This is a genomic window from Acinetobacter sp. SWBY1 (assembly GCF_002946595.1).
In the GTDB taxonomy this organism is placed as follows: Bacteria; Pseudomonadota; Gammaproteobacteria; order Pseudomonadales; family Moraxellaceae; genus Acinetobacter; species Acinetobacter towneri.
Genome location: NZ_CP026616.1, coordinates 522919 through 537668, shown reverse-complemented (window position 1 = coordinate 537668; position 14750 = coordinate 522919). Strand labels below are relative to the sequence as shown.

Below are 14750 nucleotides of genomic sequence, written 5' to 3'. Positions count from 1 at the left end.
TTCTCCTAATTACTGACGACGCAAGTTGTCAATTTTGTCTTCATCCAACTCAATGCCTAAACCCGCACCTGTTGGAAGGTGTAATTCAAAGTCTTGGTACTGAAGTGGAGTTTTTAAAATTTCTTCGGTCAGCAATAACGGACCAAATAATTCTGTGCCATACGCTAAATTTTGGAAGGTCGAGAACACATGCGCAGATGCAATCGTGCCGACAGGGCCTTCAAGCATTGTGCCGCCATATAGGTCGATACCTGCCAACTGTGCGATAGTTGCAACTTCACAACCTTCGATTAGGCCAGCAGATTGAGCAACTTTGACTGCAAATACAGATGCAGCATTACGTTTTGCCAATTGATAAGCACTTTGTGGGCCCATCAATGATTCGTCTGCCATGATGGCAATATCAAATTTGCGAGTTAAACGCTCCATGGCATCAATGTTGTCAATTGCACATGGCTGTTCAATCAGGTCTACACCACCATCTTGTAGAAGTTGGATACCTTTAATGGCTTCAAGTTCTGACCAAGCACGGTTTACGTCTACACGAATAGAAACGTCTTTACCCAATGCTTGTTTGATTGCCAATACGTGTTCTACATCTTGTTCTACTGGGCGTGAACCGATTTTGAGCTTGAATGTGTTGTGGCGTTTAGCCGCAATCATTTTTTGTGCTTCAGCGATGTCTTTTTCTGTATCGCCAGATGCAAGTACCCATAACACAGGAACCGAGTTGCGTAGGCGACCACCTAAAATTTCACTTAAAGGTTGGTTTAAGCGCTGCGCTTGAATATCTAATAAAGCAGTTTGAATGGCACATTTCGCAAAACGGTTACCATTGATATTCTTTTTAATGACCTGTAAAGTTTGCGCAACGTTCAAGCCAGCTAAAGTTTTTAGCAATGGTGCGAAATATGTTTCAATATTGGTTTTCACACTTTCTGGGCTTTCTTCACCATAGCCCAAGCCACCAATTGTGGTCGCTTCGCCCCAGCCAACAAAACCATCTTCAGTGGTGATTTTGACTAATACAAGGGTTTGGGTTTGCATGGTTGCAACCGCCATCTTGTGTGGACGGATGGTTGGTATTTCCACCAGCAAAGTTTCTACTGACTTATACATGGTTTGCCCTTCATATCATTGCTTTATTACAGTTATGTGATATACCTTAAAAGAATAAATTGCATTGGTCGAAGATCAAATATGCATTTTTTTATACTTAAAAGGTATTTTGAGCTATGGAACTCAGACATTTACGTTATTTTGTTGCTGTTGTAGAAGAGCAAAGTTTCACCAAGGCAGCAGAAAAACTCTTTATTGCTCAACCACCTTTGAGCAGACAGATCCAAAATTTAGAACAAGAGCTTGGAATTCAACTATTTGAGCGTGGAAGTAGACCGCTTAAGACCACCGAAGCAGGCCAATTCTTTTACCAACATGCCGTTAAACTTTTGTCTAATGCGGAAGAAATCAAGTCGATGACAAAACGTGTCGGTATTGCTGGTCGTACTGTGACTATTGGCTTCGTTGGTTCTTTATTGTTCGGATTATTGTCAAGAATTGTGTATTTGTTTAAGCAGCAGCATCCGCATTTAAAAATAGAAATGGTGGAAATGACCACCAATGACCAAATTCAGGCACTTAAAGAAGGGCGCATAGATGTTGGATTTGGACGCTTAAGAATTTCTGATCCTGCAGTTAAACGTATCTTATTACGTGAAGAACGCTTGATGGTTGCAGTACATTCGAGCCACCCATTTGCGGCACAAAAAGAAGGTGTATATTTGGCGGATGTTGTTGATCAACAACTATTTTTATATCCAAATCACAACAAGCCAAACTTCTCTACCCAAATTCGTGGCGTGTTTTCTGAGTATGGTTTAGAACCTCGCAAAATTCGTGAAGTGCGTGAATTACAATTGGCGTTGGGTTTTGTTGCTGCAGGTGAGGGCTTGTGTATCGTGCCAGAAAGCGCACAAAATATTCATTTGGCACATTTGCACTTTATACCTTTATTAGATGACTCGGCTGTAAGTCCTGTGTTTATGGCAATTCGTAATATGGATGAAAGTGAAGACATTCGATCTTTGTTTGACTGCATTTATCAAGTTTATGATTTGGAAGCAGTTACTTATGATCGCAATGTATTCTAGTAAAGCCATATAAAACAAATATTTATAACTATATTTTTTATATAAAAGCACAGATATTTTTAACAAAATACTGTTATGTGAATTGCCTGAAAAAACTTTTTTAAGCATCACATTACAGTATTTTTTTTCGCCTTGTTATTTTTATCTATTTTAAAATCAATATCTTACAAAACTATAGACTTTTTAGGTATGTATCCATGCCTATTCAGTTTTGGACAAATTTTAACTTATTATTCATTGTGTGCATCTGAGTTGGAGTAACGGACTTCACAATTAGGAGGTGAAGCAAGATGCAAAGCAATAAAATTAATATTAATACCTTGATTGACGAGGCCAAGTTCACGCCATTCCATTGGGGCGTATTGTTTTGGTGTTTGATGATCATTATTTTTGACGGTTACGACTTGGTCATTTATGGGGTTGCATTACCATTACTTATGCAAGAGTGGGCGCTCAGTGCAGTACAAGCAGGTTTACTGGCCAGTACGGCATTGTTTGGCATGATGTTTGGTGCCATGACCTTCGGTACCTTATCGGACAAGTTAGGTCGTAAAAAGACCATCATGATCTGTGTGGCTATTTTCAGTGGCTTTACATTCTTAGGTGCGTTTGCAAGTAATCCAGTTGAATTTGGTATTTTACGTTTCCTTGCTGGGCTTGGTATTGGCGGTGTAATGCCAAACGTTGTGGCCCTTATGACAGAATATGCGCCAAAGCGTATTCGTAGTACTTTGGTTGCGCTGATGTTTAGTGGTTATGCCATTGGCGGTATGACTTCAGCATTGTTGGGTGCATGGTTAGTGCCAGAGTTTGGTTGGAAAATCATGTTTTACATCGCAATTATTCCATTGGTGGCTTTACCATTAATTTGGAAATTCTTGCCTGAGTCACTCATGTATTTGACCAACAAGAAAGAAATTGAGCAAACCCGTAGTATTGTGCAAAAAATTTCACCAAGCCAACAATTAAATGGTGACACTGAGTTTGTACTGAATGAAGTGACTAAAGGCGATGAAGCACCTGTAAAAGCATTGTTCCAGCAAGGCCGTATGTTCAGTACGTTCATGTTCTGGATCGCATTCTTCATGTGCTTGTTAATGGTTTATGCTTTGGGCAGCTGGTTACCAAAATTAATGATCCAAGCGGGTTATTCATTGGGTGCAAGTATGATCTTCCTATTCGCACTGAATATTGGTGGCATGATTGGCGCAATTGGTGGTGGTGCATTGGCTGACCGCTTCCATATCAAAAAAGTACTCACCATTATGTTTATCTGTGGTGCAGCAGCATTAATTCTGCTTGGCTTTAACAGTCCACAAATTGTGTTGTACACCTTAATTGCAGTTGCTGGGGCAGCAACCATTGGTTCACAAATCTTACTTTATACTTTCGTCGCACAATATTACCCATCTACTGTACGTTCTACAGGTATGGGCTGGGCATCAGGTATTGGTCGTATCGGCGCGATCGTTGGACCTGTCTTAACTGGCGCATTATTGACCATGAATTTACCGCACCAAATGAACTTCTTTGCTATTGCGATTCCAGGTGTAATTGCTGCTTTAGCGATCTTCATGGTGAATTTAAAAGCTTCAGTAGATGCGAAAGCCCTTACAGAGCCTGCGGTAGAAAGCAATCCAATTGCACAAAAAGCAACCCAATAATTTCTATACCTTTCAATTAATCTTTCGTCATCAATGATATAGATCGCCATCGTAAGCGATGGTGATCTGTTGCTAGAATTTGATGGCACAATAACAAGCGAGTTTAGGATGAACGCGAAAACATTAACCCAATCTTTTAATTTTCAATCTACAACGGTTCGACCAACAATGCAGCGCACGCTCATGATGAGCATGATTGCATTGAGTATGGGTGGTATGAGTGTTGCAGCTCAGGCGCAGACCCAACAGCAAACGGAAATTGAGCAACTAAGACAGGAAGTTCAAGCTTTACGTGGTCTGATAGAACAGCAAAAAGTACAAAATGCGCAAACAGCAAGTGCAATTGCCAATGTACAACGCAGTTCAGCAAGCCCGAGTCCAATTCTGAAAACAGCCAAAGGTGCTGAGTTCAACTTATATGGTAATGTGCGTTTAGATGCGTCTTATCAGGTTGAGGGCAGTAGCCGAGATTTGCCATATAACCACATTAATGCAGTGGCGTTAGAAGGCAATAATGAAAGTAGTGATCGTTTAAGATCAACGCTTTCTGCTACACGTTTAGGTTTGGATTTTATAAGCCCAGTGGGCGATCGAGACCTAAAAGGTAAAATTGAAGTCGATTTCTTGGGCGGTTCAAATTTTGATAATTTACGTATTCGTCATGCTTACTTAAATTATGGCAACTGGTTAATTGGTCAAACTTGGTCAAACTTTGCGATTCCAGACTATATGCCAGAAACCATTGATGCTTTAGCGTATGTTGGTGGTGCGGTGAAACGTACACCTCAGGTACGTCATACTACAAAGTTTAGCCCACAAACCAATTTGGTGGTTGCAGCTGAAGACCCTAAAGACAGTTCAATCAACCAGCGTTTACCTGCATTAACTGCGCGTTTAAATCATCAATTTGCAGATAATTTAAATGTCAGCGTACGTGCGATGGGCCATGAAAAACGTGTCAATTCTGAAGACGAAATGGCATGGGGTGTGGGCGTAGGTGTAAAATATGAAGTTGTCCCTGGCACAACCCTTAAAGCAGATTATTACCATGTTAAAGGTGATAGCAGCTTTGTGTCATTTACAAACAGAGGCGTAGTTGCTCAAGCAAATGGTGATCTTATTCAAAGTGAATTTGATTCAATTATGGTGGGTATAACTCAAAAATTCAGCGATAAAATACACGGCACACTTGGCTATGGTTATATGAGTTTTGATGAAAATCAAAGTTATACTAATATTTTGAAAAACTCTTTTCCAAAAGATTCAACGCAATCTGATGCGACTCGTGCTAACAAAGAATTATGGCAAGGATGGGCAAATATTTTCTATAGCCCGCGTAAACCATTAAGCTTTGGTCTAGAGTATGTCTATGGTGAACGTACTGCTTTAGAAGCTGTTAATGGTAGTAAAACAGGTGAAGATAACCGAATCAATGCAGTCGCAATTTATAATTTTTAAAATAGCCCTGTAAATCACAAAAGAGCTGAGCCAAAACTCAGCTCTTTTTTATTGTCGGGTGATCGGCTCTGTAATTTTAGGCATGAGTATATTGGGTGATGTGTTGCTGTATTACCGCAGACAAAACATCCAATGCAGCAGCAATATCACTGTTCCAAGCAAAAGAACAGTTTAAACGAATAAAGTTCTGGCTGACCTGTTCAGAACGGAACAACTGACTTGGCGCAATGCCAATCTTATTTTGAATCAATTGCTGATAAATCGTATAGCCATCTATATATGCAGGCAGTTCAATCCATAAAAAGTAACCACTAGAATAGTAGTGAATTTTACAAGCTGGGTTTAAGCGCTGTTTCAATTGCTGATAAAACACTTTTTTATGTTTTTCCAATTGTTTGCGTAATTGACGCAAATGTTTTTCATAATGATGATGCGAAAGAAAATCCACCAAAGTATTTTGCAGTAAGGGACTTGCAGAAACCGTGCTCATGAGTTGCAAGTGCTGAATAGCATTGGAAAATTGACCTGCATAAACCCAACCGACCCGCACAGCAGAACCCAAAGTTTTAGAAAAAGAAGCGCAATGCAGTACGCGTTGTTGTCGGTCAAAATACTTCATGGGCAGTGGTTTTTGCGTACCGTAATACAATTCTTGATAGACATCATCTTCAATTAAATACACTTGATATTCTTCAAGCAAACTCGCAATACGTTGCTTAATTTCATCTCTGACACTAAAGCCAATAGGGTTATGAATATTCAACATCAACCAGCAGACTTTAATTGGGTATTGTTTTAAGGCTTGTTCAAATGAGTCTAAATCGAAACCTGAAACAGGGTGTTCTGGAATGGTAATCACCTGTAAACCAAGACGTTCAGCCGCTTGCCATGCACCATAAAAAATAGTTTCTTGTAATAGAATAAAATCTCCAGGTTTGGTCAAAGCTTGTAATGACAAATTGAGCGCATCTAATGCGCCAGATGTAATGACAATGTCATTTGCATGGGTGGGTATGCCTTGTAAACAGTAGCGATTTGCAATTATGGTTCTTAATTCATAATTGCCCGGTGGCATGTGGTCGTGGCTAAAATAACTGCTTTTTCGCTTGGCGTGCTGCGCTAAAATTTGCATTAACTTTGGGTTAAACAGTAATTCTGCATTGGGAAAGGCAGAGCCTAAAGGACTGACATCTGCAGACTGAATTGATTTTAAATAGCCAAAGACCAAAGAGTTCATTTGAATATGTGCATTTAAACTCAAACTGCTTGGTACAGGTCGTTCAGTTTGATTGAGACGTTCTGCGACATAAAACCCCGACTTTTGTTTAGCGTAAACCAATCCCTGAGCTTCAAGTTCTTGATAAGCGTTTAGCACGGTCATTAAGCTATAACCACTGATTTGTGATTGTTCTCTTAACGAAGGTAACTTGCTATGTGCTTTCCATGCACCATTTTCAATGAGTTGCCGAATGTTCAACGCCAATTGTTCAGATTTATACATGGTATGACTCAAGCATTTTTTGCAGCTGTTACTTATTTTGATCTATTTTTAGGTTTAAAACATTAAATAATTTCTGTTTTTATAACAGATTGGCATGTATCTAAAATCAACTGTTATAGTTTTTAATGAATATTTTGTATCTACAGCAATGCTTTAGAATTTTACATAATCTGTATATCCCCATAATCTGGCTAGATTGGAGTCGATATGCAAGAAGATAACTCACGCAAACCACAGAAATATGCCGATAGCAGTATTTCAGACAAAGCATTTAAGCACATGATTATTTGGTTTACCGTGTATGTAGCTTTATTTTGTATCGGCGTGGCTGTTGTGGTGAATTTAGATAAGTTCTAAACAGTTTTTGAATAACAGCACACCTATAATCGCTTCAAGATATGAAAAACATTCATTTGAATTTTAATGAATGTTTTTTTTGTTTATAAAAGAGATCGTAAGCGCATAACTCAAAAGCAATAAAGATCGCAAAAATAACGGAATAGGCGTAAATTATAACTTTATCAGTAAAGTATTTGTGGTTGCAATGATTTCGAGTTGGGTGCTCTTTACCTTAATGGCTGCATTTATGCAGGCATGGCGCAATGCCTTTCAAAAACAACTCAGCACAAGTGTAGATGTTTATGGCGTGACTTTGGCACGTTTTATTTTTGCCTTGCCTTTTGCATTGGCGTATTTAAGCATTTTACAATGGCAGCAGCCTGTTCAAGCCAAACTACATTTTAGTTCGGTGTTTTGGCTGTATATCATTATTGCAGCAGTGTGTCAGATTTTAGCCACGGCTTTAATGGTAAAACTGTTTCAACAAAAAAATTACGCAGTAGGTGTCGGGCTTGCCAAAAGTGAAGCAGTTTTAGCCGCAATTGTAGGCGTGATTTTCCTACAAGAACATTTAAGCGCATTGGCTTGGTTAGGTGTTGCGATTGGTGGGATTGCGGTATTTCTGTTGAGTAAAGGCAGCCAACGTAGTGATTTTTCATTCACGACTTTAGCCATTGGTATCGGAAGTGGACTCAGTTTTGCTGTTACCTCACTTTTAGTACGAGAGGCCAGTTTAGAACTCGATTTCTTACCGTTTATTCACCGCGCTGCATGGGTTTTGGTTTGGGTCATTGGTTTTCAATGCTGTATTTTATTGGCGTATTTAGGTATGTTTAGACGACATACCTTGTATGCCTTGTGGCAGCGGGTGGGATTAACTTTTAAAGTGAGTGTCTGCAGTTTTTTAGCATCACTAGGTTGGTTTAGTGCCATGAGTATGCAAACTGTAGCGATTGTGAAAACACTCGGACAAATTGAAATATTATTCAGCTTACTAATTTCAGCCTATTTCTTTAAAGAAAAACTTGCTCGTACCGATCATTGGGGATTGGGATTGGTCGTGCTTGCGGCAATGTTGGTGATTTGGGCGTAGAGTTATATTTCAAAGCTATGTAATTTCAAATTCATGTTATATCCTTTGCATTTGATTTAAGGATCTCAGAAATATAAAAATAAAGATTCTCTATCCGTACAATCTCGTTAGAATACTCACAGCTTATCTTAGAGAATTGTCATGTCTAAACCACAGCAAAAGCAAAAAAACTCAGCCTTGGCAGAATTGATAGAAGAACAAAAACTGCTCTGTGAAGAATTTGGTTCAGCCTATATTGCAGTGAGTGGCGATGATGTTGTCGCAGTTGCAGTCCAGACCTTAAATAAAGACCCAATTGTGGGCTTGCGTAAAGCGCCAGAAGGTGAAGAAAAAGTCGCGTGGTACATTTATGGCGGTGAATTGGGTGAAGATGAAGTGAACTTTGAAACCATGCCTGTGCGCGAGTTGCAAGATATTTTGCCTGACGTGCTTCCATATCTGGCTTTAGAACAAGGCTACCGCTTTATGATTGATGCTGATGACTATGAAGATGTCTGGAAAGAAGGCGATGAGTCTTAAGCTTATGCGCATGTCGAACATGGCAAAAATATCGGTGAGCATTATGCTTGGACTGCAAAGTCTGAGCGTAATGGCACAAGGTATTCAAGCGCAGCAGTTGGCACTTGAAGCATCATCTACACCTATTACAATTCCACATACAGCCAATGGGTTGACCCAAACACAATATCAAGATTTGTTAAATCAATACACGCAAATTGTGAATGACAGCAAAAAAATATTGGATGATCCTACGAGCCAAGCAACGGCAGAACAACAAAAACAGGCATTTTGTGCACGCTATCACGCCTATAAAAATATTGCTGAAATTTCCGAGTACAATCCAAACTTGTATCCTGCACCTGTGATGTTAATGGTGGCAAAGCGTTATTTAGAACAGCAGCACAACAGTTTCACGGCTTCAGGTATGACTGAACAAGTTTTTTGTGCAGGAGCTACATCTAAATAGTGTGATCTGCCTTATAAGTGAATAGCAAATTTAAAGATTGAAGATGCAGGCGTATAAAACCCCAAAAACTGGGGATTCCTTTTAAGCAGATTGTGAAGTCATACTTCATTTTTTATCAATTTTCATGCAAAACTAACTTTGCAAAGACTGTAGAATCTTTTAACTTGCAGGTAGTGAACTGAGGGATAGGCGACATAGATGAAATGGGATGAAATTGGCGAGCAGCCTTGTTCGATTGCACGAACCTTGTCGGTGATTGGTGACCGTTGGACGATGCTGATTATTCGTAATGCCTTTATGGGCATGCGTCGCTTTGATGATTTTCAACAACATTTGGGCGTAACGCGGCATGTATTGTCAGATCGTTTAAAGCGTTTGGTGGAACATGAAATTTTAGTCAAAGTGCCTTATGTAGAGCGCCAAGAACGTTTTGAATATAAATTGACAGAGAAGGGCTTGGAGCTTTATCCCTTAATGCTGTCTATGGCAAATTGGGCAGATAAATGGATGGATCAAGGTTTAGGTAAGCCTGTGGAATACATCCATAAAAATTGTGCTAAGACGTTTCAACCTGTCGTGGTATGTTCGGAATGTGGTGAAGAACTGCATGCCAAGCAAGTAAAACCACATTTTACCCCAGTGTATTATCAGTACATCCAAGCACAGCAGAATTTAAAACAAGCCTAAATCAGTGCTGTATTAATCAGCAACAGTTTGTCTATAAGCAGTTGGCTGGTTTAGGAATACCCGCTAAACGACTTAAATGCCGTGCCACCAAACCTGTATTAAATTTTTCCTGCAAAACAGCGTTGTTAATCTCTGGGCTTACAGTTTTCATTAAAAATTTGATTAAAGGACGGGTTGCAGGTGAGTGTCCAAATTGCTGATAAAATTGGCGTACAGCGTGCAAAACTTCAAAATGCCAAGCTGTGAGTTCAAGCTCTAAACTTTGTGCCAATTCTTGCGCCACTTGTTCATTCCAGACAGTGTAATCCAGCAAATGTCCATCTTGATCTAATTCTAGTGTCATCTCTTGTTTCATTCACCCTTAAAAATGCTTTGCATTGGTTTCATATCATTACGGCTTGCTATTTTAAGCTGATACAGCGCTGATGTGCTAAACACAGCGTTGCAAAAGCTGCATAATTAATCGGCTGTACATTTTCCGCCAAATGACCATTCAATATTTCTGCATCATTTTCCAGTACATATATTTTGTCTAGCTGGGCACAGAGTGGATGTTGCTGATGCAATACCGCATCACCCATAAGTACAACGCTGTCTTGCGGAGCATACAAGGCATTTAGCTCTGCTAAAATTGTTGCGGTGCTATCAAAGCTCGCTTGGATTAAATATAAATTTGCGTCAGACATGCTTTTCTCTTTAGATGTTTAGATATGGTCAAATGATCAATCAGATTGTTAAACCACCGATCAACCTACCAATATAAAACTCGATCAAAGGTTTGAATCAGCTCCCGATTCAGTTCCACCCATTCAATTTCATGTACCGTATTTTTGATAAACGGCGAGTTAGCATGTTTATTTTCAATCAAAATTGGGCTGAGGTCATAAAACTCAAAGCTATCGACCAAATTGGATGCCACTTTAAAAGCATGTTTTAGTGAATCAAATGCCAGTTCCGACTGTAATAGGCTTAATGCCGCATCTTGTAATAACACTTTGACTTCACAACCAAAAGTTGCCAGTACCATTGTTGCAGACAAGCTTTCATGCACTTGTAAGCTGTTTAAATTGGCCTGACGTAAAACCACGAGTACAGTTTTCACACAATTTACCTTTTAAATGCAACAGATTTACAAAATGAATCGCTTAAAATTGAATCAGGCGTTTTGTGCTTTGCACTGCATCGGCCAGTTCGCCCAAGCCAACCAATTCAAAGCCTGCGGCTAAATTGTGTTGGCTCAGTTGATGGCGTTTGGCATTGTCTGCATCGCTAATACCACGTGCCAGTGCGGCACTTACACATACGGGTAAACGAATAGACAATTTTTGCCATTCTGTTTTGAGGTTGCGTTGATCATCGGGTACCCATTGCAACTCATTCGCTACAGCAACGCCATCTTGATAAAAAAACACACGAAAAGCCTCATTTTTCTGTTGTAAGGCTTGAGCAAGACCGAGTGCATGCCATGCATGAATAGAGGTTGGTGCGGAGGTTATTAGTAATAAGGTGCTCATCAAAATTCACTAATGCAATGTGCCAAGGCGCATTCAGACTTTATAAAAAAAGGTAGTATAAATGATTTTAGTGACTGGTGGTTTAGGCTTTATAGGCTCACACATTGCATTAAGCCTAATGGCTCAAGGGCAAGAGGTCATTATTGTAGATAATTTATCCAATGCAAGTATGCAGACCTTAGAGCGACTTGAATATATTGCAGGGCGTTATGTGCCTTTTGCCAAATTAGATGTAAGAAACACGCCTGCGCTGAACAAAGTCTTTGAACAATATTCGATTACTGCGGTGGTGCATTGTGCAGGGTTTAAATCTTTAGAAGAATCGGTGCTTAAACCACTGGAATATTATAACGATAACGTCAGTTGTATTATGAGTTTATTGCGTTCTATGCAACGTACAGGCGTGCGTCGTTTGGTGCATCTTTCAAGTATCGCGGTCTATGGTAAGTCGGGATTGAGTCTGGAAGAAAGCCAGAGCTTTAATTACACCTATGCCAATCCGTATGTAAAATCTCAGCAGATGGTTGAAGAAATCATCCAAGATACTTTTAGAACCGACAATGAATGGAATATCGCTATTTTGCGCTTGAGTAATATTGCTGGCGCGTTTGAACACGGTATTTTAGGCGAAGTCGTTGCTCCATTACCTAAAAATATTATTCCTTTGGCGATGCAAGTCGCAGTACAGCAGCGTGAAGCGATTGAGCTACGTCAGCAAGCCAATACTGCAGATCAAACCGCAGAACGCAGCTTTGTACACGTACTCGATGCCTGTGAAGCCGTAATCGCAAGTCTGCATTGGTTATTTCAGCAAACACATAGCTGTGAAGCCTTTAATATTGCAGGAGAAGTGGTTTCAATTCAGCAATTACTTGCACGTATTAGTGAAGTGACTGACACTGAGATTGCTACAGTTCCTGCAATTCATTATGAATATCCTGAGTTAGATCAGTTAGGTGCAGTCGTAGATAAGGCACAACAATATTTACACTGGCAGCCAAAACGTAGCCTGGAAAAAATGCTAGAGGATGAATGGCGTTTTTATCAAAATACGCTTAAGCATTAAAAGTAAGCGCTATAAAATTCGTTGAGATGCGATTCACGAAGCCTCATAGCTGAAACAGATACAATGCAACGGAATTATTGATAATAATTATCATTTACTAGGCTGTCTGTTTTTTATAAGATCGAGATAAGAGCACATGACATCATTGAAATCACGAAGGAATGAGGCTGAACATGCAAACACGTATTGAACATGACACCATGGGTGAGGTTGAAGTTCCGAATGACGCGCTTTGGGGCGCACAAACTCAGCGCAGCTTACAAAATTTTAAAATCGGCAATGAGCGTTTACCACGCGCCATGATTCGCGCTATGGGTTTGGTTAAAAAAGCTGCGGCAATAACCAATGCAAACTTAGGGCAAATCCCTCAAGAGTTGGCGCAGTACATTGTCGGTGCAGCAGATGAAGTCATTGCAGGGCAGTGGGACAGTCAATTTCCTTTGGTGGTGTGGCAAACAGGTTCGGGTACGCAAAGTAACATGAACTGTAATGAAGTGATTGCCAATATCGCCAATCAAAAACTGGGGAATCCTTTAGGTGCACAAAAGCCTGTACATCCGAATGATCATGTCAACCGCGCCCAATCGACCAATGATTCTTTTCCAACTGCAATTCATGTGGCAGCGAGTTTGCAAATTAATGAACTGCTCATTCCTGCAGTAAAGAGTTTGCGCGATACGTTGCATGCGAAAAGTGAAGAATTTTCTGAAATTGTCAAAATTGGACGTACACATTTACAAGATGCGACACCATTAACTTTAGGGCAGGAATTTAGTGGCTATGTATCGCAGCTAGATCATGGTTTAAAACGTCTAGAACAGGCTTTAACAGGCTTGTATGAGTTGCCATTGGGCGGTACAGCAGTCGGTACAGGCTTAAATGCACATCCTGATTATGCGGTACAGGCAGCGGAGCAATTGGCACAGCTAACAGGCTTAGCATTTGTGACTGCACCAAATAAGTTTGAGGCTTTGGCGGGGCGTGATGCTGCGGTATTTGCTTCAGGTGCATTAAAAACTTTGGCGGTGAGTTTAAATAAAATTGCGAATGATATTCGCTGGTTAGCCAGTGGCCCGCGTTGTGGTTTTGGTGAGCTGCGTATTCCAGAAAATGAACCTGGTTCAAGTATTATGCCGGGCAAGGTTAATCCAACACAAAGCGAAGCAATGACCATGGTAGTTGCACAGGTATTGGGCAATGACACCACGATTAACGTGGCAGGTGCATCGGGCAATTTTGAGCTGAATGTATTTATGCCAGTGATCGCATATAACTTATTGCAATCTATTCAACTCTTGGGTGATGCCTGCAATAGCTTTAATGAGCATTGTGCCGTTGGCATTCAAGCAAACCGTGAAAAAATAGATCACTTTTTGCATGATTCACTCATGTTAGTGACCGCTTTGAATCCTGTAATTGGTTATGAGAATGCAGCGAAGGTGGCTAAAACAGCTTATAAGGAAAATAAAACCTTAAAGCAAGTTGCAGTAGAGCTGAATTTGGTCACAGCAGAGCAGTTTGATGAAGTGGTACGTCCTGAACAAATGATTGCACCGAATACCAAGTAATCAGTTTTAAACAAATTCAAGGTCTGTGTTTGTCTGCACATGATGCGAGGTAGACACAGACTTTGTTTATGAAAATCAGGGAAAATTTTGGGCATCCTTCCTTATTAAAATTATGTTGTGTATAATTACACAATGAACAGCAAAGACATTATTAAGCGTCTTGAGCAGGAAGGCTGGTACAAAGTGGGTGGTAAAGGCGACCATGAAAAGTATAAACATCCTGAAAAGCCTGGGCATGTTGTGGTACCACATCCACGTAAAGATATGCCAATAGGAACTCTACGCAATATATATAAACAGGCTGGTTGGGAGTGGAGGTAAAAATGTTATATCCAGTATATGTTCACAAAGATGAAGATAGCGCATACGGTTTAACCTTTCCTGACTTTGATGGATGCTTTAGCGCAGCAGATGAGTTGCAAGATATTCAGCGCATGGCACAGGAAGCGGTTGAAGTTCACTTTGATGGTGAAGATATTCCGTTACCAGAACCATCAAGCCCAGAGCAATGGTTAGGTGATGAGCGATTTGAGGGTGGTTTTTGGTTGTTAGTTGATATTGATACAACAAAAGTAAATACAAAGTCTATTCGTATTAATATCAGCATGCCAGAAGCTTTAGTGAAACGTATTGATGCTGTTGCAAAAAAACAACATTTAAGCCGTTCGGCATTCTTAGCTAAAAGCGCGGAAATGGCGTTGCATTAATCAAGTAAAATATACTAAACCCAGCCTAAATGCTGG

Annotated in this window: 18 protein-coding genes; 12 read left to right on the top strand and 6 right to left on the bottom strand. The window is 40.1% G+C overall.

Features of this window, described 5'->3' with window-relative positions:
- Positions 1 to 9: 9 nt before the first annotated feature.
- On the bottom strand, positions 10 to 1119 hold the full coding sequence (locus tag C3Y93_RS02650) for a muconate/chloromuconate family cycloisomerase (RefSeq protein ID WP_104851981.1): 1110 nt from the start codon (positions 1117 to 1119) through the stop codon (positions 10 to 12).
- 116 nt (positions 1120 to 1235) lie between these two features.
- Between C3Y93_RS02650 and C3Y93_RS02645 the strand changes: the two genes are divergently transcribed.
- The 3 genes from C3Y93_RS02645 to C3Y93_RS02635 all read left to right on the top strand — a co-directional run bounded on the left by C3Y93_RS02645 (position 1236) and on the right by C3Y93_RS02635 (position 5272).
- Complete coding sequence (locus C3Y93_RS02645) at positions 1236 to 2150, top strand: LysR family transcriptional regulator (protein WP_104851980.1); 915 nt, start codon at positions 1236 to 1238, stop codon at positions 2148 to 2150.
- Positions 2151 to 2440: 290 nt separating this feature from the next.
- The gene (locus C3Y93_RS02640; RefSeq protein WP_104851979.1) at positions 2441 to 3814 is read left to right on the top strand and encodes an MFS transporter; all 1374 of its coding nucleotides are present in this window, start codon (positions 2441 to 2443) and stop codon (positions 3812 to 3814) included.
- A 108-nt stretch (positions 3815 to 3922) separates the two neighbouring features.
- Positions 3923 to 5272 carry a DcaP family trimeric outer membrane transporter gene (locus tag C3Y93_RS02635; RefSeq protein WP_104851978.1) on the top strand — a complete coding sequence of 450 codons (1350 nt, stop codon included), beginning with the start codon at positions 3923 to 3925 and terminating at the stop codon, positions 5270 to 5272.
- A 76-nt stretch (positions 5273 to 5348) separates the two neighbouring features.
- Here C3Y93_RS02635 and C3Y93_RS02630 read toward each other — a convergent pair whose 3' ends face one another.
- Positions 5349 to 6773 carry a PLP-dependent aminotransferase family protein gene (locus C3Y93_RS02630; RefSeq protein ID WP_104851977.1) on the bottom strand — a complete coding sequence of 475 codons (1425 nt, stop codon included), beginning with the start codon at positions 6771 to 6773 and terminating at the stop codon, positions 5349 to 5351.
- Positions 6774 to 6980: 207 nt separating this feature from the next.
- Between C3Y93_RS02630 and C3Y93_RS14330 the strand changes: the two genes are divergently transcribed.
- From C3Y93_RS14330 to C3Y93_RS02610, 5 genes are all read left to right on the top strand, one after another.
- Positions 6981 to 7130, top strand: coding sequence for a hypothetical protein (locus tag C3Y93_RS14330; protein ID WP_004973540.1), 150 nt, complete (start codon positions 6981 to 6983; stop codon positions 7128 to 7130).
- A 187-nt stretch (positions 7131 to 7317) separates the two neighbouring features.
- Positions 7318 to 8205, top strand: coding sequence for a DMT family transporter (locus C3Y93_RS02625; RefSeq protein WP_104851976.1), 888 nt, complete (start codon positions 7318 to 7320; stop codon positions 8203 to 8205).
- Between the two features lie 141 nt (positions 8206 to 8346).
- Positions 8347 to 8724: a hypothetical protein gene (locus tag C3Y93_RS02620; protein ID WP_096902818.1), complete on the top strand. Its 378-nt coding sequence runs from the start codon at positions 8347 to 8349 to the stop codon at positions 8722 to 8724.
- On the top strand, positions 8714 to 9172 hold the full coding sequence (locus C3Y93_RS02615; protein ID WP_026438387.1) for a hypothetical protein: 459 nt from the start codon (positions 8714 to 8716) through the stop codon (positions 9170 to 9172). The genes C3Y93_RS02620 and C3Y93_RS02615 overlap by 11 nt, the downstream gene beginning before the upstream one ends.
- Before the next feature lie 198 nt (positions 9173 to 9370).
- Positions 9371 to 9859, top strand: a complete 489-nt coding sequence (locus C3Y93_RS02610; protein ID WP_004973550.1) for a winged helix-turn-helix transcriptional regulator — start codon at positions 9371 to 9373, stop codon at positions 9857 to 9859.
- Positions 9860 to 9890: 31 nt separating this feature from the next.
- Here the strand turns inward: C3Y93_RS02610 and C3Y93_RS02605 are convergent, their stop codons facing one another.
- The 4 genes from C3Y93_RS02605 to tusD form a co-directional block, all read right to left on the bottom strand.
- Positions 9891 to 10202 carry a TusE/DsrC/DsvC family sulfur relay protein gene (locus C3Y93_RS02605; RefSeq protein WP_026438386.1) on the bottom strand — a complete coding sequence of 104 codons (312 nt, stop codon included), beginning with the start codon at positions 10200 to 10202 and terminating at the stop codon, positions 9891 to 9893.
- A 58-nt stretch (positions 10203 to 10260) separates the two neighbouring features.
- A complete protein-coding gene (locus tag C3Y93_RS02600) occupies positions 10261 to 10545 on the bottom strand; it encodes a DsrH/TusB family sulfur metabolism protein (protein ID WP_004973553.1) in 285 nt (94 codons plus the stop codon).
- Positions 10546 to 10610: 65 nt separating this feature from the next.
- Positions 10611 to 10961 (bottom strand): hypothetical protein, encoded by a 351-nt coding sequence (locus C3Y93_RS02595; RefSeq protein WP_004973555.1) that lies wholly within the window; start codon positions 10959 to 10961, stop codon positions 10611 to 10613.
- Positions 10962 to 11004: 43 nt separating this feature from the next.
- The gene (gene tusD / locus C3Y93_RS02590; protein WP_104851975.1) at positions 11005 to 11373 is read right to left on the bottom strand and encodes a sulfurtransferase complex subunit TusD; all 369 of its coding nucleotides are present in this window, start codon (positions 11371 to 11373) and stop codon (positions 11005 to 11007) included.
- A 61-nt stretch (positions 11374 to 11434) separates the two neighbouring features.
- On the opposite strand from tusD, the gene C3Y93_RS02585 reads away from it, so the two are divergent.
- The 4 genes from C3Y93_RS02585 (at position 11435) to C3Y93_RS02570 (ending at position 14714) form a co-directional block, all read left to right on the top strand.
- Entirely contained in the window at positions 11435 to 12439 is a 1005-nt protein-coding gene (locus tag C3Y93_RS02585; protein WP_104851974.1) for an SDR family NAD(P)-dependent oxidoreductase, read from the top strand.
- A 173-nt stretch (positions 12440 to 12612) separates the two neighbouring features.
- Positions 12613 to 14007: a class II fumarate hydratase gene (fumC, locus tag C3Y93_RS02580; RefSeq protein WP_104851973.1), complete on the top strand. Its 1395-nt coding sequence runs from the start codon at positions 12613 to 12615 to the stop codon at positions 14005 to 14007.
- 132 nt (positions 14008 to 14139) lie between these two features.
- Complete coding sequence (locus tag C3Y93_RS02575; RefSeq protein ID WP_004973562.1) at positions 14140 to 14328, top strand: type II toxin-antitoxin system HicA family toxin; 189 nt, start codon at positions 14140 to 14142, stop codon at positions 14326 to 14328.
- A gap of 2 nt (positions 14329 to 14330) precedes the next feature.
- Positions 14331 to 14714 (top strand): type II toxin-antitoxin system HicB family antitoxin, encoded by a 384-nt coding sequence (locus tag C3Y93_RS02570; protein ID WP_104851972.1) that lies wholly within the window; start codon positions 14331 to 14333, stop codon positions 14712 to 14714.
- Positions 14715 to 14750 lie beyond the last annotated feature (36 nt).

Bases quoted from the DNA above. Each gene is read 5' to 3' on its own strand.
- C3Y93_RS02650 (WP_104851981.1), bottom strand. From the start codon at position 1,119: ATGTATAAGTCAGTAGAAACTTTGCTGGTGGAAATACCAACCATCCGT.
- C3Y93_RS02645 (WP_104851980.1), top strand. From the start codon at position 1,236: ATGGAACTCAGACATTTACGTTATTTTGTTGCTGTTGTAGAAGAGCAA.
- C3Y93_RS02640 (WP_104851979.1), top strand. From the start codon at position 2,441: ATGCAAAGCAATAAAATTAATATTAATACCTTGATTGACGAGGCCAAG.
- C3Y93_RS02635 (WP_104851978.1), top strand. From the start codon at position 3,923: ATGAACGCGAAAACATTAACCCAATCTTTTAATTTTCAATCTACAACG.
- C3Y93_RS02630 (WP_104851977.1), bottom strand. From the start codon at position 6,773: ATGTATAAATCTGAACAATTGGCGTTGAACATTCGGCAACTCATTGAA.
- C3Y93_RS14330 (WP_004973540.1), top strand. From the start codon at position 6,981: ATGCAAGAAGATAACTCACGCAAACCACAGAAATATGCCGATAGCAGT.
- C3Y93_RS02625 (WP_104851976.1), top strand. From the start codon at position 7,318: ATGATTTCGAGTTGGGTGCTCTTTACCTTAATGGCTGCATTTATGCAG.
- C3Y93_RS02620 (WP_096902818.1), top strand. From the start codon at position 8,347: ATGTCTAAACCACAGCAAAAGCAAAAAAACTCAGCCTTGGCAGAATTG.
- C3Y93_RS02615 (WP_026438387.1), top strand. From the start codon at position 8,714: ATGAGTCTTAAGCTTATGCGCATGTCGAACATGGCAAAAATATCGGTG.
- C3Y93_RS02610 (WP_004973550.1), top strand. From the start codon at position 9,371: ATGAAATGGGATGAAATTGGCGAGCAGCCTTGTTCGATTGCACGAACC.
- C3Y93_RS02605 (WP_026438386.1), bottom strand. From the start codon at position 10,202: ATGACACTAGAATTAGATCAAGATGGACATTTGCTGGATTACACTGTC.
- C3Y93_RS02600 (WP_004973553.1), bottom strand. From the start codon at position 10,545: ATGTCTGACGCAAATTTATATTTAATCCAAGCGAGCTTTGATAGCACC.
- tusD (WP_104851975.1), bottom strand. From the start codon at position 11,373: ATGAGCACCTTATTACTAATAACCTCCGCACCAACCTCTATTCATGCA.
- C3Y93_RS02585 (WP_104851974.1), top strand. From the start codon at position 11,435: ATGATTTTAGTGACTGGTGGTTTAGGCTTTATAGGCTCACACATTGCA.
- fumC (WP_104851973.1), top strand. From the start codon at position 12,613: ATGCAAACACGTATTGAACATGACACCATGGGTGAGGTTGAAGTTCCG.
- C3Y93_RS02575 (WP_004973562.1), top strand. From the start codon at position 14,140: ATGAACAGCAAAGACATTATTAAGCGTCTTGAGCAGGAAGGCTGGTAC.
- C3Y93_RS02570 (WP_104851972.1), top strand. From the start codon at position 14,331: ATGTTATATCCAGTATATGTTCACAAAGATGAAGATAGCGCATACGGT.